Source organism: Amycolatopsis sp., assembly GCF_035546795.1.
GTDB lineage: Bacteria > Actinomycetota > Actinomycetes > Mycobacteriales > Pseudonocardiaceae > Amycolatopsis_E.
On sequence record NZ_DASZWC010000057.1, the window covers coordinates 79,231 to 102,262 of the forward strand.

The 23,032-nt window shown below is 71.1% G+C and carries 23 protein-coding genes; 14 read left to right on the forward strand and 9 right to left on the reverse strand.

Translation table 11 applies throughout. The annotated features are described in order from the left end of the window. Nucleotides 1-8: 8 nt before the first annotated feature. On the reverse strand, nucleotides 9-569 hold the full coding sequence (locus VHD82_RS29625) for a helix-turn-helix domain-containing protein (protein WP_325711383.1): 561 nt from the start codon (nucleotides 567-569) through the stop codon (nucleotides 9-11). A gap of 38 nt (nucleotides 570-607) precedes the next feature. On the opposite strand from VHD82_RS29625, the gene VHD82_RS29630 reads away from it, so the two are divergent. Both VHD82_RS29630 and VHD82_RS29635 read left to right on the forward strand, forming a co-directional pair. After that, a complete protein-coding gene (locus VHD82_RS29630; protein ID WP_325711386.1) occupies nucleotides 608-1,513 on the forward strand; it encodes an alpha/beta hydrolase in 906 nt (301 codons plus the stop codon). Between the two features lie 64 nt (nucleotides 1,514-1,577). Further along, nucleotides 1,578-2,447: a sigma-70 family RNA polymerase sigma factor gene (locus VHD82_RS29635; protein WP_325711389.1), complete on the forward strand. Its 870-nt coding sequence runs from the start codon at nucleotides 1,578-1,580 to the stop codon at nucleotides 2,445-2,447. 1 nt (nucleotide 2,448) lies between these two features. Here the strand turns inward: VHD82_RS29635 and VHD82_RS29640 are convergent, their stop codons facing one another. Further along, a complete protein-coding gene (locus VHD82_RS29640; protein WP_325711392.1) occupies nucleotides 2,449-2,778 on the reverse strand; it encodes an antibiotic biosynthesis monooxygenase family protein in 330 nt (109 codons plus the stop codon). Between the two features lie 55 nt (nucleotides 2,779-2,833). Here VHD82_RS29640 and VHD82_RS29645 point away from each other — a divergent pair, with 55 nt between their 5' ends. Further along, the gene (locus tag VHD82_RS29645; RefSeq protein ID WP_325711395.1) at nucleotides 2,834-3,262 is read left to right on the forward strand and encodes a MarR family winged helix-turn-helix transcriptional regulator; all 429 of its coding nucleotides are present in this window, start codon (nucleotides 2,834-2,836) and stop codon (nucleotides 3,260-3,262) included. Here the strand turns inward: VHD82_RS29645 and VHD82_RS29650 are convergent. Then, entirely contained in the window at nucleotides 3,259-4,131 is an 873-nt protein-coding gene (locus VHD82_RS29650) for a hypothetical protein (RefSeq protein ID WP_325711398.1), read from the reverse strand. The two genes, VHD82_RS29645 and VHD82_RS29650, sit on opposite strands and share 4 nt — an antisense overlap. 132 nt (nucleotides 4,132-4,263) lie before the next feature. Between VHD82_RS29650 and VHD82_RS29655 the strand changes: the two genes are divergently transcribed. Continuing rightward, complete coding sequence (locus tag VHD82_RS29655) at nucleotides 4,264-4,872, forward strand: DsbA family oxidoreductase (protein WP_325711400.1); 609 nt, start codon at nucleotides 4,264-4,266, stop codon at nucleotides 4,870-4,872. Here VHD82_RS29655 and VHD82_RS29660 read toward each other — a convergent pair. Then, nucleotides 4,869-5,507 (reverse strand): response regulator transcription factor, encoded by a 639-nt coding sequence (locus tag VHD82_RS29660; protein WP_325711403.1) that lies wholly within the window; start codon nucleotides 5,505-5,507, stop codon nucleotides 4,869-4,871. The genes VHD82_RS29655 and VHD82_RS29660 overlap by 4 nt on opposite strands. Further along, a complete protein-coding gene (locus tag VHD82_RS29665) occupies nucleotides 5,482-6,666 on the reverse strand; it encodes a sensor histidine kinase (protein ID WP_414637594.1) in 1,185 nt (394 codons plus the stop codon). Before VHD82_RS29665 ends, VHD82_RS29660 begins: the two co-directional genes overlap by 26 nt. Before the next feature lie 152 nt (nucleotides 6,667-6,818). Between VHD82_RS29665 and VHD82_RS29670 the strand changes: the two genes are divergently transcribed. Next, nucleotides 6,819-8,273: a glycosyltransferase family 39 protein gene (locus tag VHD82_RS29670; RefSeq protein ID WP_325711409.1), complete on the forward strand. Its 1,455-nt coding sequence runs from the start codon at nucleotides 6,819-6,821 to the stop codon at nucleotides 8,271-8,273. On the opposite strand, the gene VHD82_RS29675 is transcribed toward VHD82_RS29670, so the two are convergent. Continuing rightward, nucleotides 8,267-9,151 carry a LysR family transcriptional regulator gene (locus VHD82_RS29675; protein ID WP_325711412.1) on the reverse strand — a complete coding sequence of 295 codons (885 nt, stop codon included), beginning with the start codon at nucleotides 9,149-9,151 and terminating at the stop codon, nucleotides 8,267-8,269. The two genes, VHD82_RS29670 and VHD82_RS29675, sit on opposite strands and share 7 nt — an antisense overlap. Before the next feature lie 79 nt (nucleotides 9,152-9,230). Between VHD82_RS29675 and VHD82_RS29680 the strand changes: the two genes are divergently transcribed. The 7 genes from VHD82_RS29680 to VHD82_RS29710 all read left to right on the forward strand — a co-directional run bounded on the left by VHD82_RS29680 (nucleotide 9,231) and on the right by VHD82_RS29710 (nucleotide 19,222). Beyond that, on the forward strand, nucleotides 9,231-10,439 hold the full coding sequence (locus tag VHD82_RS29680; protein ID WP_325711415.1) for an MFS transporter: 1,209 nt from the start codon (nucleotides 9,231-9,233) through the stop codon (nucleotides 10,437-10,439). A gap of 48 nt (nucleotides 10,440-10,487) precedes the next feature. Further along, nucleotides 10,488-11,804 carry an ammonium transporter gene (locus VHD82_RS29685; RefSeq protein ID WP_325711418.1) on the forward strand — a complete coding sequence of 439 codons (1,317 nt, stop codon included), beginning with the start codon at nucleotides 10,488-10,490 and terminating at the stop codon, nucleotides 11,802-11,804. Next, on the forward strand, nucleotides 11,801-12,139 hold the full coding sequence (locus tag VHD82_RS29690) for a P-II family nitrogen regulator (RefSeq protein WP_325711421.1): 339 nt from the start codon (nucleotides 11,801-11,803) through the stop codon (nucleotides 12,137-12,139). Before VHD82_RS29685 ends, VHD82_RS29690 begins: the two co-directional genes overlap by 4 nt. 104 nt (nucleotides 12,140-12,243) lie before the next feature. Beyond that, entirely contained in the window at nucleotides 12,244-13,302 is a 1,059-nt protein-coding gene (locus VHD82_RS29695; RefSeq protein WP_325711424.1) for a hypothetical protein, read from the forward strand. Beyond that, entirely contained in the window at nucleotides 13,299-14,426 is a 1,128-nt protein-coding gene (locus VHD82_RS29700; RefSeq protein ID WP_325711427.1) for a hypothetical protein, read from the forward strand. The genes VHD82_RS29695 and VHD82_RS29700 overlap by 4 nt, the downstream gene beginning before the upstream one ends. Before the next feature lie 4 nt (nucleotides 14,427-14,430). Next, nucleotides 14,431-15,813 carry a hypothetical protein gene (locus tag VHD82_RS29705; protein WP_325711430.1) on the forward strand — a complete coding sequence of 461 codons (1,383 nt, stop codon included), beginning with the start codon at nucleotides 14,431-14,433 and terminating at the stop codon, nucleotides 15,811-15,813. Further along, entirely contained in the window at nucleotides 15,800-19,222 is a 3,423-nt protein-coding gene (locus VHD82_RS29710; RefSeq protein ID WP_325711432.1) for a tetratricopeptide repeat protein, read from the forward strand. The genes VHD82_RS29705 and VHD82_RS29710 overlap by 14 nt, the downstream gene beginning before the upstream one ends. An 18-nt stretch (nucleotides 19,223-19,240) precedes the next feature. On the opposite strand, the gene VHD82_RS29715 is transcribed toward VHD82_RS29710, so the two are convergent. Then, the gene (locus VHD82_RS29715) at nucleotides 19,241-20,059 is read right to left on the reverse strand and encodes an SDR family oxidoreductase (RefSeq protein ID WP_325711435.1); all 819 of its coding nucleotides are present in this window, start codon (nucleotides 20,057-20,059) and stop codon (nucleotides 19,241-19,243) included. 78 nt (nucleotides 20,060-20,137) lie between these two features. Here VHD82_RS29715 and VHD82_RS29720 point away from each other — a divergent pair, with 78 nt between their 5' ends. Next, a complete protein-coding gene (locus VHD82_RS29720) occupies nucleotides 20,138-20,929 on the forward strand; it encodes a helix-turn-helix transcriptional regulator (protein ID WP_325711438.1) in 792 nt (263 codons plus the stop codon). Here the strand turns inward: VHD82_RS29720 and VHD82_RS29725 are convergent. Next, nucleotides 20,923-21,480 carry a DUF4232 domain-containing protein gene (locus tag VHD82_RS29725; RefSeq protein WP_325711441.1) on the reverse strand — a complete coding sequence of 186 codons (558 nt, stop codon included), beginning with the start codon at nucleotides 21,478-21,480 and terminating at the stop codon, nucleotides 20,923-20,925. The two genes, VHD82_RS29720 and VHD82_RS29725, sit on opposite strands and share 7 nt — an antisense overlap. 99 nt (nucleotides 21,481-21,579) lie before the next feature. Between VHD82_RS29725 and VHD82_RS29730 the strand changes: the two genes are divergently transcribed. Beyond that, nucleotides 21,580-22,722 (forward strand): serine hydrolase domain-containing protein, encoded by a 1,143-nt coding sequence (locus tag VHD82_RS29730; RefSeq protein ID WP_325711444.1) that lies wholly within the window; start codon nucleotides 21,580-21,582, stop codon nucleotides 22,720-22,722. 17 nt (nucleotides 22,723-22,739) lie between these two features. Here VHD82_RS29730 and VHD82_RS29735 read toward each other — a convergent pair whose 3' ends face one another. Next, nucleotides 22,740-23,012 (reverse strand): DUF2277 domain-containing protein, encoded by a 273-nt coding sequence (locus VHD82_RS29735; protein ID WP_325711447.1) that lies wholly within the window; start codon nucleotides 23,010-23,012, stop codon nucleotides 22,740-22,742. Nucleotides 23,013-23,032 lie beyond the last annotated feature (20 nt).

Below are 23,032 nucleotides of genomic sequence, written 5' to 3' on the forward strand. Positions count from 1 at the left end.
CGAGCCGGTCATTCGTCCGGAGCCATCCCCGGCGCGGGAAAGATGATCGGACTCAACAGATACGGCCGCCTCCCCGGAGTGGCCGCGTTGTTCCGCTTCGCGGCGATCGCCGCCGTCACCTGTTCGATCAGTTCGGCCAGTTCGTCCGGATCGAGCCAGAGCGGGAACTGCGTGTAGCCCGCGGAGTCCGCGAACGGGTCGGCGTCCGGCGTGTCCAGGTAGGCGTTGAAGTCGGCGAGCAGCACCGCCATGCCCGCGGCGAAGGCCCGCCGGTTGTCCTCGACAGTCATGGTCTTCGCGAGGTCCCGGCCGATCCGCGACGCTTCGCGGCGCAGCCGGTAGTGCCGCTCCACCGCCCCGTGCACCCGCTGTTCCCCGGCCACCTCCAGCACGCCCGCCTGCGAGAGCAGCCCGACGTGCCGGTACACGGTGGTTTTCGGCACGCCCGGCAGGCTCGCGCACAGGTCCGCGGTGGTGCGGGTGCGGTCGCCGGAGAGCGCGTGCACGATGCGCAGCCGGACCGGGTGCAGGAGGAGATCAAGCTTGTCCACCCCGTTACGTTCCCACATCTGGTACCGTTTCCAAAATTGGAAAAGCAGGAGGCGGGATGAGCATCGAAGCGCCGGTGGGCCGGCAGTACGAAATCGGGGGAAGGCCGGTGTGGGCGTACCGGTCCGGCGAGGGCGTCCCGTCCGTGGTGTTCCTGCCCGGCGGCGGGGCCGTCGGCCTGGATTACTGGCACCTGCAGCAGAGCGCGGCCGAGCTGACCACGAGCGTCGTCTACGACCGCACCGGGACCGGCTGGAGTCGCAGGGAAGCGCGCCCGCTCAGCTCCGCCGAAACGGTGGACGAACTGCGGGAACTGTTGCGCGCCATGGAAATCCCGGCGCCGTACGTACTCGTCGGGCACTCGCTCGGCGGATTGTTCGCCCGGCATTACGCCAGCCGCTTCCCCGCCGAGGTGGCCGGGCTGCTGCTGATCGAAACGGCGCACGAGGACTACGCCGCGGCGATGCCCGCGGAGCTGGAAGAGCTGCGCGGCGCGTTCGACCCGGACCAAGCGCTGCCGGACGAGCTGCCCGAGAAAGCACTCCAGTTCTACCGTGATCTCTTCGGGCGCATGATGGCCGGCTGGCCGGCGGAGATCCGCGAACCCTTGGTGACGCGGCACGTCAGCATGACCTGGCTCCGCGACGGGTTCGCCCCCGTCAAATATCTCGACGACTACCTCGGCGAGATCCGGCAGGCCCCGCCGCTGCCCGACGTGCCGGTCATCCTGCTCACCGCCACCGGCATCGACGACTTCAAGCGCGCGGTACTCGTCGGCGAGTCGGAATCATTGCTGCAAAAGGAGATCGAAGCCAAGAAGCAGCTGTACGCGGACTTCGCCGCGTCGCTGCCGCGCGGCGAGCATCGGCTTGTCGACGGCGTCGGGCACGCGAGCATCGCCTTCGCCGGCGAGGATGCCATCCTCCGCGCGATCCGCGACCTGGTGGCGCGGGCCGCCGGGTGACTGTCACATCCGGGCGTCCTCCGGGGTCGGTGTGGTGACACCACCAAACGGGAGAATGTGACCGATGGACGAACGAGAGTTCCTGGCGGCCCGCTTCGAGGAGCAGCGCACCCACCTGCGCGCGGTGGCCTATCGCATGCTCGGCTCCCTCGCGGAAGCGGAGGACGCGGTGCAGGAGACGTGGCTGCGGCTCGACCGCACCGGCGACGTCGAGAACCTGGCCGCCTGGCTGACCACGGTCGTGGGGCGGGTGTGCCTCAACATGCTGCGCGCCCGCACCCGCCGCCGCGAGGAACCGTTCGACGTCCACGTGCCGGATCCCCTGGTCAGCAATGCCGAGGCGCTGGACCCCGAACAAGAGGTGATGCTCGCCGATTCGGTCGGGCTCGCCGTGCTCGTCGTACTGGAAGCGCTGGAGCCCGCCGAACGCCTGGCTTTCGTGCTGCACGACCTGTTCGGCGTGCCCTTCGGCGAGATCGCCGGAATCCTGGGCCGCAGCGACGCCGCGACCCGTCAGCTCGCCAGCCGCGCCCGGCGGCGAGTGCGCGGGGTGCCCGCGCCCGACACCGACCTCGCGGACCAGCGTCGCGTGATCGACGCCTTCGTGGCCGCCGCGCGCGGAGGTGACCTGGAAACGCTGGTGGCGCTGCTCGACCCCGCCGTGGTTGTCCGTTCCGACGGCGGCCCGCTCCGCCCGGGCACCTTGTTGCGCGGCCCGAAGGCCGTGGCCGAGGGGGCGATGCTGTTCATCCAGGCCGCGCAGCTCACCAGGCCGGCGATCGTCAACGGGGTCGCCGGGGCGGTCGGCATCATGGACGGACGGCCGGTTTCGGTCGCCGCCTTCACGGTGACCGGAGGCCGCATCGCGGCGCTCGACATCCTCAGCGACCCCGAGCGTGTGGCGCGCTTGGACCTGGCTGTCCTCGACGGCTGATTCAGCTGTGGTGCACCGATTCCACCGTGTAGAGGTGCGGCTCGAAGCTCTCCGCGAGCGCCGCCGCTTCGCGCATGTGGCCGTGATTGGCGGGGTCGGCGAGCATTGCGCGGTAGTGCTCGGCCGACTCCCACTGCGCGTAGTTGACCACCTTGGTGCCGTCGTCCGCGGCGTGGATGTTCGCGGAGACGAACCCGGGCACGTGGCGCATCCGTTCTTCGGTGGCCCGCGTCAGCGTCTCGACCAGGCCGCGCTGGTGTTCGGGCCGGACGGTGAACACGTTGATGAGGGTGGTGACCGGGTCGCCGGCGGTGATCGTCGTGTCCTGCATGACATCCTCCAATGACAGGTTCCTTACTCGTCTCATTATGTGTAAGGTTCCTGTCATGAGTCAAGCCGATGTCCGCGGCCGGATCGGTTACCTGGTCAAACAGGCGCAGCAGGCGTTCCACCGGGCCGCCGAGGAAAGGTTGCGCCCGCTGGGGTTGTCGATGTCGCAGTACGCGGTGCTGCGCGCGCTGGCCGACGCGCCGGGAGCCCCGGCCGCCGAGCTGGCCCGCCGCACGTTCGTCACCCGCCAGTCCCTGCGCGATGTGCTGAACGGACTGCGGAAGGCGGGGCTGGCCACGGTCGCCGAACGTCCCACCAGTGGCCGGGCACTGCCGGTCGCGCTCACCGCCGAGGGGCAGGCCAGGCTGGCCGAGGCCGATCGCGTCGTGTTCGACGTCGACGAGCGCATGGTCGACGGGATCGGCGCGCGGGACCTGCGCAAGCTCGCGACGCTGTTGACCGTCTGCGTGGAGAACCTCGGCTAGCGCCAGATCTTCTCGGCCGCTTCCACCAGGCGGCCGAGCTTGCGGCGCTGGCCGTCCCAGGTCAGCGGGGAGCGGGCGAACCCGCAGTGCGGGCTGAGCGCGAGGTTCTCCATCGGCACGAAATCCGCGGCCTCGTCCACCCGGCGCGCCAGCGAGTCCACCGATTCCAGTGCCGGCGTCTGCGCGGAGATCAGGCCCAGCACCACGCGCACGTCGTCGGGCACGTGCTTGAGCGGGGCGAAACCGTCCGAGCGCGCCGGGTCGTAGTCGACCAGCCAGTGGTCGACGGGCATGGTGGCGAACACGTCGGCGGCGATGTCGTCGTATCGCCCGCCGCACAGGTGCATGGCCACGCCGATACCCCGTTTGCGCAGGCGTTCGGCGATCAGCAGGTCGGCATAGACACAGCGGCGCAGCAGTGTCCGGGAATCGGCGAAGTCGGTCAGCCGTGGCGCGTCGAGCTGGATCCGGGTGACACCCGCGTCGGCCAGCGCGTCGGCTTCGGCCTGGACCAGCGCGGTGCTTTCGGGCACCACGCGGTTGTGGCGGGCCCCCGCCTGCCAGCGCGCCAGCACCCGCTCGCTGACGTCGGGCAGGCAGATCTTGAAGGCACCCGGCGCGTAGTCACGCAGAAAACCCGCCTCCCGCAAGGAAGAGCGCTCGCCGCCCGTGCGCAGGTACTCGCCGTCGGTGTGCTCGCGCAGCCCGCATTCGTACTGCAGGGAAAGCGCCAGCAGGACCGACTCCTCCTGGACCCACCGCAACTCGTCGGCCTTCAGGCGCCCCGCGGCGTGCTCGGCGCGGGCGCGGGCGAGTTTCTCCGGCGGCAGCAGGCTGCCCACGTGCAGGGCATGGGCCAAGGACGTCATACCCGGCGACCGTAGGGCCAGCGCCTGTCATCGCGCTGACACGCCGGCGTGCCCGCTACGCGGCGTGAGTGCGGGTCCGGTCCGGGTACCTGCGCCGCGGAACACCCGCCGCTCCCGCTACGTTCTCCCGGCATGGCCACCGAATTCGCTGTCACCTGGGACTACCGCTGCCCGTTCGCGCGCAACGCGCATGAGCACGTGCTCACCGCGCTCGCCGCCGGTGCCGACTGGGAAGTCCGCTTTCTGCCGTTTTCCCTCGGACAGGCGCACGTCGCCGAGGGAGAGCCCTCGGTGTGGGAGAAACCCGGGGACGACAAGGGAATCCTGGCGTTGCAGGCCGGGGTCGTGGTGCGGGACGCGTTCCCGGCCCGGTTCCCCGCCGTGCACCGCGCGCTGTTCAGCGCCCGGCACGACGAGGGCCTGCACCTGGAGGACCGTACGGTGCTCGAAGGCGTGCTGAGCAAGCATTCGGTGCCCGCGGGCGAGGTGTTCGAGCGCATCGACTCCGGGGAGGCGCTGGCGAAGGTCCGCGAGGAACACGAGCGGTACGTGGCCTCACATCAGGTCTGGGGCGTGCCGACCTTCATCGCCGGTGATCAGGCCGTCTTCGTGCGGCTGATGAACCGGGCCGGTGAAGGCGCGGACCCGGCGACGTCGGTGCGCGCTATCGAGCGCGTGGTCGAGCTGCTGACCGGCTGGCCCGAGCTCAACGAGTTCAAGCACACCTCGGTGCCGCGTTAGGCCAGCCCGGCTTCGTGCGCCAGCAGCCCGGCCTGGGTCCGGTTGGTGCAGTCCAGTTTGACCAGCATCCGCGAGACGTAGCTCTTCACGGTCGCCTCGGACAGGTGCAGCAGGCGGGCGATGTCGGCGTTCGACCGGCCCTGGCCGAGGCAGCCGAGCACCTGGCGTTCCCGCTCGGTCAGCCCGGCCACCAGTTCGCGCGCCTGCTCGGCGCGTTCGCCACCGGACGCGGCGACGAGGCGGCGCGCGGCCTCGGGCGAAAGCACGGTGTGCCCGTCGGCCGCGACCCGCACCAGGTTGATCAGATCCTCCGGCGGGGTCGACTTGACGAGGAATCCCGCCGCGCCCGCGCGCAACGCCCGCATCACGTAGGTGTCCGCGTCGAAGGTGGTCAGCGCGACGACGGCGGGCGGCCCGGGCAGCCGCATGATCCGCTCGGTGGCGGTGAGCCCGTCCACCCCGGGCATCCGCAGGTCCATCAGCACCACGCGCGGCCGGTGCCGCACGACGGCCTCCACCGCTTCGGCGCCGTCCTGCGCCTGCGCGACCACGTCGATGTCTTCCGCCGAGCCGAGAATCGTGCGCAGGTGGGCGCAGACCATCGGCTCGTCATCGACGACGACCACCGGAATCATGCCGTGCACCCTCTGCCGTCGGAACGTACGCGGGCAGTATCGCATCAACCCGGTAGCCGCCGCCGTCCTCCGGGCCCGCCGCCAGCGAACCGCCGATCAGGTCCACCCGTTGCCGCAACCCGAGCAGCCCCGAGCCGGAACCGGTGCCCGCCAACGCGGGGTCCGGCCGTGCGGTGGGGGCGCCGTTGTGCACGCGCAGCCGCAGCCCGTCTTCGCCGTAGTGCAGCTCGATCCGCACCCGCGCGCCCGGCGCGTGTTTGCGGATGTTGGTCAGCGCTTCCTGCACCACGCGGTATGCGGTCCGCCCGACCGTCGGGGAAATCCGGTCCGCTGGTCCGTCCACGAAGTACTCGACCTGCATGCCGGCGGCCCGCGACTCGGCGATCAGCCGCGCCGGATCGGGCGCGTCGGCCTCGGCGCGGCGTCCGGGCAGTTCGCCTTCGCCCCGGAGCACGCCGACGAGATCTCGTAGCTCCTGCAACGCTTCCCGCCCCGCGGTGCGGATCTCCTCGGCGGACTCGGCCACCTTGGAGTCCTTTGTGGACACACCAAGCGCGCCGGCGTGCAGCACCATCAGGCTCAGCCGGTGCGTCACCACGTCGTGCATCTCACCCGCGAGCCGCCGCCGTTCCTCCGCGCGTGCCCGCTCGGCGAGAAGCTCCCGTTCCCGCTCTGCGCGTTCGGCCCGGTCTCGCAGGGACTGCACCAGCTGCGCGCGGGCCTGGACGTAGAGACTGATCGCCACCGGGGTCACAGTGGCGAGCAGCCCGAACGGCAGCGTGTCCCAGCGCGGCTCCCACGGTCGCGACGCCAGCACTGCGAGGATCCCGGCGAGCGTGAGCGCTTCCCGCCGCGGCAGCAGCCGGACGAGGTTGCCGCAGACGATCGTGCTGGCGATCGGCACGGTCATCAGGGTGAGCGGGTGTTCCGGGGACAGCAATCCTGGCGAAAGCTTGTCCGACACCAGGATCGCGCCCGAGACCGCGATGAAGTACCAGGTCACCGCCCGTGGCAGCCGCGGCAGCAGCAGGAGCGAGAAGTCGCCGATCAGCAGCAGGGTGATTCCGGCGTACGGGCCGGCCCAGCCGGTGGTGTGCGGGCCGGCGGCGAACAGGGCCAGATCGAGCGCGGCGAACAGCACCGCGACCACACCCAGCATCACCTTGTCGCGCAAGCTCACCCGCGTCACGCTAGGCCAGCGGGGCCCGGCCGGGAAATCGACGAAAGTTGCGGGCGGGCACCACCTTCGTGGATCCGGTCATCGACGAACACCCCTGCCGCGGGCACCGGCCGGTCCGGGATGGTCGGGACATGACCATTGTGGACGAGAAAACCACGCCGGTGCGCGAGGTGCCCGCGTTCGCGAAGGTGGCGGTACCGCTGATCGCGGCCGTTGCGGGCGTGCTGCTGCTGTGGACCAGCGGCCGGTACGGCCTCGGCTTCGACGAGCTGTACTTCCTGGTGGCTGGTCGGGATCATCTGGACTGGGGGTATTTCGACCAGCCACCACTGGTGCCATTGCTGGCCGGCGGGCTGGGCTCGCTGTTCCCGGGCTCGCTGATCGCGGTGCGCCTGCCGGTCACGCTGGCGGCGGTCGGCGGGATCGTGCTGACCGCGCTGATCGCCAGGGAGTTCGGCGGGCGCCGTGGCGCGCAGGCGATGGCGGCCGCGTTCTACGCGATGTCGAGCGCGATCACCATCAGCCACTGGCTCGGCACCTACACCCTCGATCCGGTGCTGTGGACGCTGATCCTCTGGCTGGTGGTGCGCTGGGTCCGCACGCGGCGGGACAGGCTGTTGATCTGGGCGGGCGTGGCCACGGCGGTCTCGCTCGAAGTGAAGTTCCTCGTGCCCGCGCTGTGGGCCGCGCTGATACTGAGCGCCCTGATCCTGGGGCCGCGTGGCCTGGTGCGGCGGCCCGCCCTGTGGGCCGGCGCCCTGATCGCCGCGGTGGTCACGATTCCCGCGCTGGCCTGGCAGGCGGCGCACGGCTGGGCGTACCTGCGCATGAACGACGTCGTCGCGGCCGAATTCCCCGGGGTATGGCCGTTCCTGCGGGACTCCGCGCTCAGCGCCGGTGTCGGGGTGGGCGTGCTCGCGTTCCTGTTCGGACTGTGGGTGTTGTTCCGTTCGCCGCGGCTGCGGGCGTACCGCTTCCTCGGGCTGGCGACGCTCGTCGTGATCGCCGCGTTCCTGGTGCTGCACGGGCGTTCCTACTACCTGCTCTGCCTGCTCGCGGTGCCGTTCGCCGCGGCGTCCGTGGAGCTGGCGGCCTTCCGCTGGGCCCGCTGGAAGTTCGTCTGGCCGGCCTTCGCGCTGTCGGCCGTCATCTCGCTTGCCGCGCTGCCGGTGTATCCGGCGTCCATTGTGGACAAGATGCCGAGCAGCTGGGGCGTCGTGCCCCTCGGCTCCGCCTTCGGCAAGGGTGAGCTGGAGGTGCGGCAGCTGGGGGAGATGATCGCGGGCGCCTACGCGGCACTGCCTCCGGAGCAACGGGCGCACACCGCCGTCTACGCGGAGATCTACCCGTTTGCCGCCGCGGCCGAATACTACGGGAGTTTCTATGTCTACAGTGGACACCGAGGGTACTGGTACTTCGGCCCGCCACCGGAATCCGCGGACACCGTGCTGTTCGCCGGCTTCGATCCCGGCCCGCTGCGGCCCTACTTCACCGGGACCACTCCACTGGTGGACGGGGTGATGTGGCTCTACACCGGAAAAACCAAGCCATGGCAGGAAATCTGGCCCGCGCTGCGGACTCAGTGAGCGGCCGCCCGGATCGCCGCCAGCAGGGCATGCGCGGCGCGTGAGAGCGGACGGGTGGCCGAGATCGCGACGGACACCTTCCAGCGCAACGGTTCCATGGCGACCGGCACGATCGTCAGCCCGGGCAGGCTGCGGGCGACGGATTCCGGGATGAACGCGACGCCGTGTTTTTCCCGCACCAGCCAGGAAAGCGTGTCGTAGTCCGGCACTTCCAGCTGCACCACCCGGTCCAGGCCGGCCCGCTCGAAGGCCAGGTCCACCATTTCGCGGCTGCCCCAGCCCCGGGGGAATTCCACGAAACCCGTCGTGGCCAGCTCCTCCGGCGTGACGTCCCGCGCGCGGGCGAGCGGATGGTCCTGCGCGCAGACCAGTGCCAGCGCGTCCTCGCCGAGGTCTTCGCTGATCAGCCCGGCGGGCGGGCGGCGCGGGAACGCCACCAGCGCGAGGTCCAGCGTCCCGGCCAGCAGCGAGGTGATGTGCCCGGCCGAACCGGTGGTGGAACGCAGGAGGCGGATCCGCACCTTGGGATGCGCGTGGTGGAACCGGCCGAGCAGCCGGGCGACGTCGATGCCGGCTGCGGACACCAGCGTGCCCATCGCGACCGATCCGTGCAGCTCCCCGCGGCTTTCGCGCACCGCGTCGTGCGCGCTTCTCGCGGCCGCGAGGGTGGCCCGCGCCTCGGGGAGCATCGCCAGCCCGGCGTCGGTGAGCCGGACGTGCCTGCTGTCCCGTTCGAACAGCGGCGAGCCGACCTCCCGTTCCAGCGCCCGGATCGCGGTGGACACGCCCGACTGCACCACCCGCAGCCGTCGCGCCGCCTTCGTGAAGCTGAGTTCCTCGGCCACCGCGACGAAGTAGCCGAGCTGCCGCAGTTCCATCCGGCTATCTAAGCTGGTGATGGCTGCGAGCACAAACATTCGTTGGACCAGATGGCCCCGCGAGCGCACAGTAAGAGGGGTGACGACAACTGTGCCCAGGGTTTCGAGGCGGCACGGCGTGGGTTTCTGGCTCGTGGCCTACACCTTCGCCGTGACGATGGCGTTTTCCGCCGCGCCCGCCCCGCTTTACGTGCTGTACCAGGCGAAAGAGGGCTTCGGCCCGTTCACCGTGACGCTCGTCTTCGCCGCTTACGCGGTCGGCGTACTGGTCAGCCTTTTCCTCGCCGGCCACATCTCCGACTGGGCCGGGCGGCGCCGCGTGCTGGTCCCGGCGGTGCTCGTCAACGTGCTGGCCGCGGTGCTGTTCCTGTCCTGGACCTCGGTGCCCGCGCTGCTGGTGGCGCGGTTCGTGTCCGGGATCAGCGTCGGCATGCTCACCGCGACCGCCACCGCGCACCTGACCGAACTGCACCTCGCCGCGCGGCCCGGCGCGTCCCGGACGAAGGCCGACCTCGTGGCCACGGCCGCCAACCTCGGCGGGATCGGGCTCGGCCCGTTGATCGCGGGCCTGCTCGCGCAGTACGCCGGCGACCCGTTGCACGTGCCCTACCTGGTGTTCCAGGCGCTGATGCTGTTCGGCGCACTCGCGGTGAGCCTGGTGCCCGAGACCGTCGAACCGGTCGAACGGGTGCGCTACCGCCCGCAGCGAGTGACCGTGCCACGCGCGGCGCGGGGCCGGTTCTTCGCCGCCGGGGCCGCCGCGCTCGCCGAGTTCGCGGTGTTCGGGCTCTTCACGTCATTGGCGCCGGGGTTCGTCTCGGGCACCCTGCACCAGAGTTCGCACGCGCTGGCCGGGTTCGTCTCGTTCGCGGTGTTCGGCTCGGCGGCACTCGCGCAGATCCTGCTCGCCAGGGTTCCGCTGCGGACGCAGCTGCGTGCCGGTTTCGCCTTGCTGCTGACCGGGATCGTGGTGGTGACGGTCGCGGTGTGGGCGCCCAGCCTGTGGCTGTTCCTGCTCGGCGGAGTGCTCGCGGGCGGTGGCGCGGGCGCCGCGTTCAAGGGCGGGATCAGCATCGTGTTGTCCATCGCGGCGCCGGAAAGCCGGGGCGAAGCGCTGGCCGGGCTGTTCCTCGCCGCGTACGTCGGGCTCACGGTGCCGGTGCTCGCGCTCGGGTTCGCGACCCAGTTCGTGCCGGTGCGGGTGGCGCTGCTCGGGTTCGCGGTGCTGCTGGCCGTGATCCTTGTCGCGGTCGCCCGATCGGTGACCGAGGGCACAACCAGGGAGTAATAAACACCCCTCGTCGGGCAACATGCCCGTAACACGAGGAGGTGGCTGGTGATCGACACCGGGGACACGGCCTGGTTGCTGGGCTCGGCGGCGCTGGTGATGCTGATGACGCCCGGGCTGGCCCTGTTCTATGGCGGGATGGTGCGCTCGAGGAGCGTCCTGAACGTCATGATGCTGACCTTCGTGTGCCTCGCCGCCGTCGGCGTCGTATGGCTGCTGTTCGGCTACTCGCTGGCCTTCGGCAACGACGGTTTCGCCGGGCTGATCGGCAATTTCCAGTACGTGGGCCTGCACGGGCTGGGCAGCGTGACCGTCGGGCCGCCGGGGCATCAGGTGCCGTTGCTGGCCTTCGCCGGGTTCCAGCTGATGTTCGCGGTGATCACCGTGGCGCTGCTGGTCGGCGCGGTCGCCGAACGCGCCCGGTTCTGGCCGTGGCTGCTGTTCGTGGTCGTGTGGACGACGGTGGTGTACCTGCCGCTGGCGCACTGGGTCTTCTCGTTCGACGGGTTCGCCGGCCCCGGCAGCACCGGTGGCTGGCTGGTGAACAAGCTGCACGCGCTGGACTTCGCGGGCGGCACCGCGGTGGAGGTCAACTCCGGCGCCGCGGCGATCGCGCTGGCGCTGGTGATCGGGCGCCGGCACGGCTGGCCGAAGCAGGCGACCCGGCCGCACAACCTCCCGTTCGTGATGTTCGGCGCGGGGCTGTTGTGGTTCGGCTGGTTCGGGTTCAACGCCGGGTCCGCGCTGGGCGCCTCCGGGGTCGCGGCGACCTCGTTCGTCAACACCACGATCGCCGCGGCGACGGCCGTCGTCGGCTGGCTGGTGGTCGAGCAGGTCCGCGACGGCAAGCCCACCACGCTCGGCGCCGCGTCGGGCGCGGTGGCGGGCCTCGTCGGGATCACGCCGGGGTGCGGGTACGTCGAACCACTCGGCGCGGCGGCGATCGGGGCGCTCGCCGGGGTGATCTGCTCGCTCGCGATCGGCCTGAAGTACCGGCTGGGCCTGGACGATTCGCTGGATGTGCTGGCGGTGCACGGGATCGGCGGGTTCACCGGGATGTTGCTGATCGGCCTGTTCGCCAGCACCGGGGCCAATCCGGCCGGCGCGGACGGGCTGTTCTACGGCGGCGGGCTCGACCAGTTGTGGCGCCAGGCGGCGGCCACGTTCGCCGCGCTGGGTTATTCGCTGGTGGTCACTTTCATCGTCGCGCTCGTGATCCACAAGCTGTTCGGCCTGCGTGCGGACAAGGAGGCCGAACTCGACGGGATCGACGAATCCGAGCACGCGGAAAGCGCTTACGATCTCGCGACACATCCCAGCCGCCGCGGCCTGGCGCCCGGCTTCGCCGAAGGAGGCAGGCAGTGAAGCTGCTGACCGCAGTCGTACGCCCGTTCGTCGTGGACGACATCCGGGAAGCGATGGAGCGGCTCGCCGTGCTCGGAATGACGGTCACCGAGGCGCAGGGCTACGGCCGGCAGAAGGGGCACGTCGAGGTCTACCGTGGCGCGGAGTACCAGGTGGACTTCGTGTCGAAGGTGCGCGTCGAGGTGCTGCTCGACGATGCGCTGGTGGACCGCGCGCTCGACGCGGTCGTCGAGGCCTGCCGCACCGGCCGCATCGGTGACGGCAAGGTCTGGGTGACGCCGGTGGACACCGTGGTGCGGGTGCGCACCGGGGAGCGCGGCAGCGACGCGATCTGATCTTTTCCCTGTTGTTGCCCGATCGCGGCCGCTTCGTCACAAAGGGGTGAAATAGCGTCGCGGCCGGATGCGACTTATCGGTAGCCCACCAGGGGGAGGCGCCGATGCCGGGTAATCCGTCGCATTCGATCACACTGTCGGTGCTTCGCGCCGGGAAACAACTGCGCGACGCGCCGGACGACGTGGCCAGGGAAATGGCCGCCACCAGGCTCGTCGTCGCGGCCGAACGCAGTATCGCGCAATTCGACAATGCGGTCACGCAGGCGTTCGCCGGTGCCGGTGCCGGTGCCGGTGCCGGTGCCGTGGCGGCCGTGCTGCCCGCGGCCCAGACCGACGAGGTCCTGGCCGCCGCGTTGCGCCAGGTCCAGGTGGTCAACACGGTCTTCGCCGCCGGCCGCGTGCTGGACGAGGACAGCGACCCCGACCGCGCGGTGCTGGCCGGAACACTCGCCGAGTTCGACGCGGTCGTTCCCTTGATCGACGCGACGGAAAACGTGGCGGCACGCGGTTTTCAGTCCGGTCCCGCACCGGTTCCCGGCGATTTCCGCAAGCTGGTGGCCGAGGCCTACGCCGGTTTCGCGAGCCGTTCGGCGAAAACGATCGCCACCTCGATCTCCGGAATCCGGGATCGCGGTCCGGAGGCGATCCGCGGCGCCTGGTCGTGGGCCAAGGAAAAACTCGAACTCGACAAGATCGGGGGCAGGCTGGTCAAACTCGGCCTGCGCGCGCTGCTCGGCGTGCTCCGGCTGCTGTCCCGGCTGATCCCCGCCGAACGGACGGAGTCCTTGCGGGAGCGGGTGGAGCGGCTGATCGCGGCGGTGGACCGTGGTTCGCCGGCGACCGCGCTGACCGGCGCGGCACTGGGCGTGGACGAAGCGGCGCGGCGATCGGATTCGCTGCTGCGCAAGGAAGATCTGGACCAGGACCGGCTCGGCAAGTGCGTGCTCGATCTCGGCGCGGTGACCACCAGGCACGGCCGCGCGATGGAACTGTGCGACGGGATAGCCGTCGCGATCGCACTCGCCGGGAAGTTCGCACTGGCGGTGCCGCACCTGCCGCTGTTCGTGCTGGGCGGGCAGGTGCTGCTGATCGCCGCGGTCGTGGTGATCGGCCGGGACTGCACCGGCGATGCCGGCGCGATCGTCGAAGGGGCGGTGGCATGACGGGACAGGGCGGGTTGCTCGCCGCACAGGTGGACCAGGAACTCGCCGATCTGCGGCAGGTTTCGAAGACGTTGTCCTCGGTCGTCACCGCGCACGGGCTCAGCCGCGCGGTGCTGGACCGGTTCGCGCTGCTGATCTCCAGGCAGCACGCGGAGCTCGAACGGATCAAGGGCGCGGCGGACGGCTGGGCCACCCTGGAGCGGCTCCGTCCGTCCACTTTGGAGATCGAGCGGGAGGCGCTTGCGTTCACCCAAGGGGTATTGCTGCGCGAAAGCGGGCTGGACGACGGGATCGGCGAAGTCGCGGAGCGGCTGCTGGAGCACCTCGCGCGGCAGACCGGGCTGGACCGGGGAGTGTTGTTCTCCCTTGCCGAAAGCCAGTTCATCTCGCACACCGTCGGGATGGTCCGTGGCCGGTTCCCGGACGTCGGGGTGTGGAACCTGCCGGTGCTGGCGCACGAGCTCGGCCACCACGTCGCGCAGGTGCTGCGGCACAGCGATCCGCAATGGCGGGCGGAAACGGTGCCGGTGCTGGACTACCTGCGCGACGAAGCGGATGTCGCCGAGTCACGCGACGAGGAACTGGCTTACCTGCACGAACTGTTCGCCGACGTCTACGCCACCTATGTGATGGGCCCGGCGTATCCCTACTGCTTCATGACGCTGGCCGCCCGGCCGGACCGGGTCGCCGCGCCGAGCCGGACGCATCCGTCGTGGAGCCGCCGGGTGTGGACGATCGAAGCCGCGTTCTGTGCGCTGGGCGAGGGTCACGACACCGCCGCGGCCGGGTACCGCGCGCTGGTGGCGGAGATCCGCAAGCTCGCGGGCGAGGCGGCGGACCCGCTTCCGCCCGAAGGCCGGGAACTGGCCGCGATGCAGGCGCGCGCGATGGTGCAGTTGCTCGCCGAGCACGCGCTTCCGCAGGCGCGGTACGGGATCCCGGGCCGGATGCGCGGCGTCCCGGTCGACGCGCGGGAGCCGGTGGAGCTGCCGGATCCGGCGACCACCGTGGTCGACGTGGTCAACGCGGCGTGGCGCTGGCGGATGCGGCGCGACCGCGAGAACTGGCTGGCCGACCGGGTCAGCCGGCACGCGCTGCTGCTGTGCGCACTGGTCAAGGAGTGAGCCGATGCAGGTGGCCGAACCGCAGGAGCTGCTGGAGATGCGGCTGGTGGCGCTGTGCCAGGACATCGACAAGGTCAAACAGGTGGCCGACGACGCGCGGCGCCGCCGGGCGAGCCACGATCACCTGGAGGCGCTGATCTGCCGGTTCGACGGCGATTCGATCTGGGTGCAGCTGCGCGAGTCGAAGGCGCTCGTCGGCATGCTCGTCGACGCGATGAACGGGGATCCGCGGCTGAAAGAGGCGCTGCGCACCCACGATCTGCTCGACCGCGCCGCGGATATGGAGCAACGGCTGGAAAAGGCGCGTGGCAACCTCATCGAGGCGCGCACCGAACTGTCCGATATGGACAACTACATGGTGGACGTCGACCTGCACACCGCGCTGACCACCAGCCTCACCGAGCGCTGCCAGAAACTGGGTGCCGAGGTGGAGGGCCTGCTCGCGAAGCTGCGCGAGGGCGAGCCGCCGCGCGAGGTGTGGGCCTGTTACGAGCGCAAGCTGGAGAACGAGTGCCAGGACCTGTTCGCCGACTACGTCGACTTCCTCGGCGGGCTCACGCTGCGCGATCACGCGCTCGACGACGAGGTCTGCGCGATCACTGACGAGCTGCTGTGGGAGATACCCGGCCAGCTCAAGCGGCTGACGCTGCCCGCGCGGCGGCCCACTTTGCGCAGCGCTTTCAACGAACTGGTCAAGCTCGGCTTCCCCGGCTGGACGATCTGGAACATCCCGCTGGTGGGTTCGGAGATCGGGGCCGCGCAGGCGCTCAAACCGCTCGGTGACTGGGTGCTGGGCCAGGCCGCCTGCGAGCTGCCGCAGCCGGTGCGGCGTGCGCTGTTCGCCGAGGCGTACGCGGCGTACACCGTCGGCCCGGCCTACGGCTGTGCGGCCACGTTGCTGAAATTCCAGCCACACCACGACGAACCCGGCGACGCGGTGCCGTCGGACATCCAGCGCGCGGCGGTGATCCTGCGTGTGCTGCGTATCGTCGCCGATGACTCTCCGGAGATCGGTGAGGTCGTGGACCGGATCGAGGAGTACTGGCTGGAGGCGGTGTCCAAGCTGAAGAACGCGGCGGCCGTGACCGGTCAGCTGGACGAGTTCGCCGCCGCGGTGTGCGCGGGGCTGCGGTCCTATGAGGTCAACGCGTTCGGGCCGGACGACTGGGCTTCGGTGCGGCGGACGGCCGAAATGCTGGGTGCGGGCGACGGCCCGCACCGGGCACCGAACGACCTCGGCGCGCTGGCACTGCTGAACGCCGCGTGGGTCACCAGGCTGGAACGGCCGGGCTCGAAGGACTGGGCGCTCGACGTGACCAGGAACGTCAAGACGGTCTGGAAATCCATGTCCCGCGCCCCGGAGGGAGGCAACCGTGGTCGACCGTAAACCCACGGCCGCGGAGCCCTACACCGGCAGCTGGGGCGCGGGCAGGTTCCGCCCGTCCCGGTCGCCGCTGCGCTCGGCGGGCACGGCCGGACTGCAGGAGCGGTTGAACCGGTTGCGTGCTTCCTACCGGACGGGCCGGACCGGGGACACCGTCGCCGCCGCCCGGGAGCTGATCGCCGATGTGAACACCGATCTGGTGCCACAGCAGCCGGATTACCCGCTCCGGTCGGCGATCGACGGCTCGGCGCGCACGATCCTCGCGTTGGCGCTCGACGAGCACGAGCGGCTCGCCGATGCGGTGCGCAGCTTCGGCCGCGCCGGCGATTTCGTGCGGCAGCGCGGGGATTTCGCCGGGGACTACGGCATCGCGCTCACGCTCTCCGGTGAACTCGAAGCGGGGCGCCGGATCCTGGAGACCGCGATCGAACTCGGTGAGGACGCGCCGGATGTCCGGCGGGTGCTGGCCGGAGTGCTGCGTGCGCTCGGCGAACCCGAGGCGGCGCTGCGTGCGTACACGACCGCCGTCGAACGTGCGCCGCAGGATTGGCGGGCGCAGCTGGAACGGGCCGAGCTGCTGTCCGAAATGGACAGTGATGCCGGCGTCGAGGCGGAAAGCTGGCTGGCTGCGGCGAAAGCGCTGCTGCATGCGAACCGGCCCGAAGCCGCCGCGGACGCGTCGGCGCGGGTGCCGGAACTGGCGCCGGAACTGGCTCCGGAGGCGGAACTGACCTGGTCGGCGGCCCTGATCTCCAGCGGCCGGACCGAGGAGGCGCGCACCCGGCTCACCGCCGCGAAGGACACCGCACGGACCGGGAACCAGTTGCTGTCGGCCGCCGAGATGCTCGCCGAACTCGGCGCGCTCGACGAAGCCGGGCAGGCGGTGGAGTCGGCCCGTGCGGCCGATCCCGACAACCCCGAAGCACTGATGCTGCTGGCGCAGCTACTGGTGAACCAGGGCCGGGCCGGGGAGGCGCGGCCGATCGTGGAACGGCTCACCGAGGGCGGCACGGAGGATCCGCGCGCCTTCCTGCTGCGCGGAGTCGTCGCGTTGAACACCGGTGCCACGGAGGCCGCCATCGCCGCGTTCCGGCACGCGGACGAGCTGAAACCCGGGCATCCCGTCGTGCTCGCGCAGCTCGGCGCCGCGCTGGCGCAGGCCGGGGACGTCCAGTCGGCCGTGCCGCTGCTGGACCGGTCGCTGCGCGCGAACCCGGACGACACGTGGGCCCTGCTGGCACGTGGCCGGGCCCTGCTCCAGCTCGGCCGGACAGCGGACGCCGAGGCCGACGCCCATGCGGCGCTGCGGCTGGATCCGGATTCGGGGGAGGCGCACTGGCTCGCCGGTGAACTGGCCGGCCGGGCCGGGCGGGCAGAGGAAGCCTTGCGGCATCTGGATCGCGCGGTCGACCTGGCGCCGACGCTCGGGCGTGCCTGGCGGGTCCGGGGCGATCACCTCACCAGGCGCGGGCGGCGGTCGGAAGCGCGGGAGTCGTTCGAAGCGGCGCTGCGGCTGGACGAGGACAACGTGCCCGCGCTGACCGGTCTGGCGAACGTGCTGTTGAACTCCGACGGCGAAGACGCGTTGCCGCGCGCGGAGCAGGTGATCCGGCGCGCGCTGGAGCTCAAGCCGGACCGGGCCGACGCGAACGCGATGCGGGGCGAGATCCTGCGCCGTCAGGGGCACCTGCCCGAGGCCTTGGCCTGCCTGGAAAGGGCGCTGGAGCTGCTGCCCGACTACGCCTACGCCGAGGGTGCCAGGGGAGAGGTGCTGCTGGGGATGGGCCGGAGCGCGGACGGGATCGCGGCGCTGGCGCGCGCCGTGCGGCTCACGCCCGAGGTCGGTTGGCTCCGGCTCCGGCTCGGCAGGGCCTACCTGGACCGCTATCACGAGATCGGTGACCGCACGCTGCTCGACGACGCGCTGGACTGTCTGCGTCCGGTCACCGATCAGTCCACAGTGGACCCACTGGCCTGGCGGCTGCTCGGCGAGGCGTACCTGCTGGCGGGCGATCCGCGTGCGGCCGTCGCCGCGCTGGAGCGAGCGGACGGCCCCGAGACCCACCTGTTGCGTGCCAAGGCAAGGCTGCAGCTCAATCGTCCGGCCGAGGCGGTCGACGACCTGCGCGACGCCGGGGACCAGGTGGACGCGCTCGCGCTCCGGGCCGAGGCGGAACGGGCCGGCGGCAGACCGGGCGAAGCGCTCGCCGACGCGGAGAAGGCGCTGGCCGGCTCGCCGGGGAACGTGCTCGCGCTGACCGTGCGCGGCGCGGTGCACCTGGAGCGAAATGAGCACTCCGCGGCGGAATCCGATCTGCGGACCGCGCTCGACCACGATCCGGTCAACCGGCGCGCGACGCTCCTGCTGGGGCAGTTGCTCAGCGACTCGGGCCGCCGGGAGGAGGCGGTGGACTTGCTGGCCACCGTCACCCGGCGAGCGCCCGCCGATGTGGAGCTGCTGACCGCGTACGTCCGCGTCCTGCTCGCGGCCGGGGATCACCGGGAGGCGTTGCGCGCGCTGGACGAGCTGTTGTGGCGTTCGCCGGACGAGCCCGACGGCTGGGGCCTGATGGCCGAGGCGCTTTCGGCGGCGGGACGGCACAGCGAAGCCGTCTCGGCCTACGCCCGGGTGCGGGAACTGTCGCCGGAGGATTCGTCGGTGCCGGTCCGGCTGGCCTACGAGCAGGCGCGGGCCGGCGATTTCGACGGCGCGCTCGGCACTTTGGCCGCGGCCGAGGCAACCGTCGAGGTGCATACCATGCGCGCGTACCTGCTGGCGGAGGTGGATCGCTGGGCGGATGCTCGTGACGCGGGTACCGAGGCCGTCCGGCTGGACGGTTCCGATCCGTCGGCGCACCTCGTGCTCGGCTGGGCTCTCCAGCATGGGCCGTCGAAGAATCCCACGCAGGCCAAGGAGATCTACGTCCACGCGGCGGGGCTGGCCGACGAAGATCCGTGGGTGCACAAGGGACTGGCGAACGCGCTGTACGAACTCCGCTCCGACGATGAGGCCGAGCGGGAGTACGAGCGTGTGCTGAGCCTGCTTCGCGGCGCGTCGCCGCGGGATTCCTATGCGAACGCGTTGCGTGGCTGGTGCCTGTATCGCTTGGGACGGCACTGGGAGGCGGTCGACTGCCTGCAGCGTGCCGTGGACGACCCGGAACTACGGCCGGGCACGCTGTTCGACCTGGTACCGGCCCTGCTCGGACTGGGCGAGCAGGACGAGGCACACCGGACCGCGTTGACGATCACGGCCGAGCTCAAGCGCCTGGACCGGCCGCGGGCGTGTGGCCTGCTCACCGTGGGACTGGACAATCTCCGGGTCGCCGCCGCGCGGGGCTGGACCGCGGCGGCGGCGTACATCACGGAATTCGAGCGGCTCCACCGGGAGTTCTCCAGCCTGCGCCGGTAGACCGCGTTCCCGCCCGCGTCACCGGAAGTCGGCGGCGTGATCGGCCGCCCACCGCGCGAACGTGCGCGCGGGCGTTCCGGTCACCTCCTCGACCGTCGTGGTCGTCGGGTCGGGCTTGCCGACGAGCGCGGCGAGGCGCCGGATCCTCGTCTCCAGCAGTTCGGCAGGCAGGTGCCGCAGGCTTTCGCGGTACTCGTCCAGGTCCTGCCGTTCGACGGTCACCGTCCGGCCGATCACCTCGCCGATCAGCTCGGCGTGGCGCCGCGCGGTGAGCGACTCCGGCCCGGTGATCGTGTAGGCCGCGCCGTCGTGTCCGGGCTCGGTGAGCGCGTGGCGGGCGACGGCGGCGAGGTCGGCCTCGTGGATCAACGCCGACTCCGAGTCCGGGAACGGTTCCCGCACCGGGCCCTGCTCCCGCACGGCAGCGGCCCACCACAGCCGGTTCGTCGCGAACCCGCCCGGGCGAAGGAAAGTCCAGGCGATACCCGAGGCGTGGACTGCTGCCTCGGCTTCGCCGTGCACGCGCATGATCGCGTCCGGCGCCGCCGGATCGGCGCCGCGCGCCGACAGCAGCACGACGTGCTCTACCCCGGCTTTCGTTGCGGCGTCGAGGAAAGCGCCCAGGCCACCCAATTCCGCGTAGAGGAACACCGCGGTGACGCCTGCGAGCGCCTTGTCGAAGGTCTCGGCTCGCGCCAGGTCCAGCTCCACCACATCAGGCAGATCCACCGCGTCGGGCGCGCGGCCCCCTGCCCGTACTTCCTGTCCCGCGTCGAGAAGCTGCCCGACCAATGCCCGGGAGACGCCTCCGCGCGCCCCGGTAACCAGAATCGTCATGCCATCCAATCTCGTCGCGCGCCACACGCGCGGGGTAGGACTGGTGATCCCACCCCGCCGGAGGGCCATCATGGAGGAGTGGACAGAGCGGAACTGAGCGGTTTCCTGCGGGACCGGCGCGCGCGGCTGACGCCCGCCGACGTGGGCCTGGAGCCCGGCGGCCGCCGTCAGACCCCGGGACTGCGCCGCGAGGAAGTCGCTCTGCTGGCCGGAATCTCGGTGGACTACTACGTGCGGCTGGAGCAGGGCCGCGGACCGCACCCCTCCGAGCAGGTGCTGCGCGCGCTCGCCCGCGCGCTGCGCCTGTCCGAGGACGAACGCGAGTACCTGCTGCGGCTCGCTCGCGCCCAGGGGTCCCCCGAGCCCGTGCGCACGGTCCCGGAGAACGTGCTGCGGCTGCTGGAACGTCTCGACGTCCCGGCGATGGTGCTCGACGCCCGCTACGAGATGGTGGCGTGGAACCGGATGCTGGTCGCGCTGATCGGCGATCCCGCGGAAATGCCGCCGCGGCGGCGAAACCGGCTGCGCTGGCTGTTCGATCCGGACAATCCGGGTGCGAACGGCGAACTCGCCCGCCAGTGTGTCGCCGATCTGCGGGCGAGCGGGCGCTACCCGGGCGATCCGGGCGTGCTGGCGCTGGTGGACGAACTGCTCGCCGGGCGCCCCGCCTTCGCCGCGATGTGGGCGGAACGCGAGATCGAGGTGCGGCGGACGCTGACCAAGCGGACCGTGCACCCGGTGGCCGGCGAGCTGGAACTGGACTGCGAAATCCTCGCCGTGCCGGGCGGTGAGCACCGGGTGTTGCTCTACACGGCCCGGCCGGGTTCGCAGCGGGCGCTGCGGTTGCTGTCCACTGTGGACTCCTACTGAACGAGTCCGGGGTTCCACGCGGTGACCGAAAGTTCCGCGGTGGTCCCGAGATCGGTCCGCGCCGCCAGTCTTCGCGGCTCTTCGCCCGCGGCGGCGATGGTCACCGCCGCCCCCGTCTGCGCATCCCCGTCGGTCACGGTCGCGGACCACGACAACACCGTCAGCAACGTTTTGCCCGGTGCGAGCGCGAAGCTGCCCGGGCCGGGGTCGATCGCCATGTAGGACGTGCTGTGGTCGATCCGCACGTCGAGCGGCCTGCCGGTCGCGTCGAGCACCTGCACGTCCGGGTAACCGGCGACCTGCCGCGTGCCGGTGCCGCAGTTGAGCAGCGTGACCACGAACGCCCGGTGCCCGAGCGCGGCTTCGACCGCGCCGGCGGTGTAGCGCAGCCCGTCCGCCGGGCAGGCGTCCGGTTCCGGTGAATCGGTGGGGCTGGACGGCGCGGGCATCGTTGTGGTGATCAGCACCGGCCCCTGGTCGAGGTGCTGCCCGCAGGCGGCCAGTGACGCCAGGAGCAGTGTCATGGTCGCGGCCATCGCCGGTTTTCGCACCGCGTGAGCCTACCCGCGGGCGTTTCGTGAGCCTTCGATGAGTTTCCGGCGCGGCCGTGGTCCATCCTGGCGACGGACCGAATACGAAGGGCGGGAACCATGACCGATCTGCGGGCGCTACTGGAGAGCCACGTCGCCGACGGAACCGTGCCAGGGGCGGTGGCTCTGGTGGCGCGTGGCGACGACATCGAGGTGGCGGCGGTGGGCTCGGTCGATGTCGAGGGCACGGCGCCGATGACCAGGGACTCGATCTTCCGCCTCGCCTCGATCACCAAGCCGATCGTGTCCGCCGCGGCACTGATGCTGGTCGAGGACGGCACCTTCGCGCTGACGGACCCGATCGCGCGGTGGCTTCCCGAGCTGGCCGCGCCGAACGTGGTCCGCACGCCGCGGAGCCCGGTCGGTGACGTCGTCCCGGCGAACCGGCCGATCACCGTGCTCGACGTCCTGACCTCCCGGATGGGCTGGGGCTTCCCGTCGGACTTTTCCCTGCCCGCGGTGCAGCCGCTGTTCGAGGAGGTGCAGGCCGACGGTCGCAACCCACAGCATTTCCCGCCCACCGGCGAGTGGCTGGCGAAGCTCGCCCGCATCCCGATGCTGTACCAGCCGGGCGAAGCGTGGCTGTACAACACTTCCTACGACGTACTCGGCGTACTGCTCGCCCGCGCCTCCGGGAAGTCGCTGGCGGATCTGCTGGCGGAACGGATCTTCGAGCCGCTGGGCATGACCGACAGCGGTTTCGTCGTCCCCGAGGCCCAGCGCGGCCGGTTCACCAGCTATTACCGGGCCGAAGACGGCGAACTCGAGCTGGCCGACACGCCGGACGGCCAGTGGAGCACCATGCCCGCGTTCCTCTCCGGGGCAGGCGGACTGGCAGGCACCGTGGACGACTGGTACCGCTTCGCGCGGATGCTGCTCGCGGAGGGCACCGTGGATGGACGACGGCTGCTGTCGGCGGAGTCGGTGCGGCAGATGCTCACCAACCAGCTCGAACCGGCTGACCGCGAGGGCGCGGCGCTGTTCCTGGAAGGCCACGGCTGGGGTTTCGGCGGCTCGGTCGACATCGCCGAAACCGAGCCCGGCAACGTGGTCGGGCGCTACGGCTGGGTGGGCGGCACGGGCACGTCGGCGCACCTCGTGCCGGGCACCGGCACGGTCAGCATCCTGTTCACCCAGGTCGGCGTGGCGAGCCCGACCCCGGACAAGATCCTGCGCGACTTCTGGGCCTACGCCGCGCGCTGACCCTCGCCTGTGGACAGTCAGCCCTGTTGTTTCGCCATCCGGGCACGGACTTCCGGGCGGCGCAGCGGGGGCACCGTCGTCGGCGGTTGCTTGCGCGCGGGCAGTTCGCCGAGCAGCCGGGCGGTGATCGTCGCGATCTCCGCCACCGCCACCTCGAAGGGTGCGCGCGTGGCATCCGAGAGGGTCTGCACCCCGGTCACCTTGCGTACGTACTGCCGCGCGGCGGCCTCGATCTCCTCGGTCGTCGCCGAGGGCTCCAGTCCGCGCAGCACAGTGATGTTCCGGCACATGCTGTGCAGCGTAGCCGCGT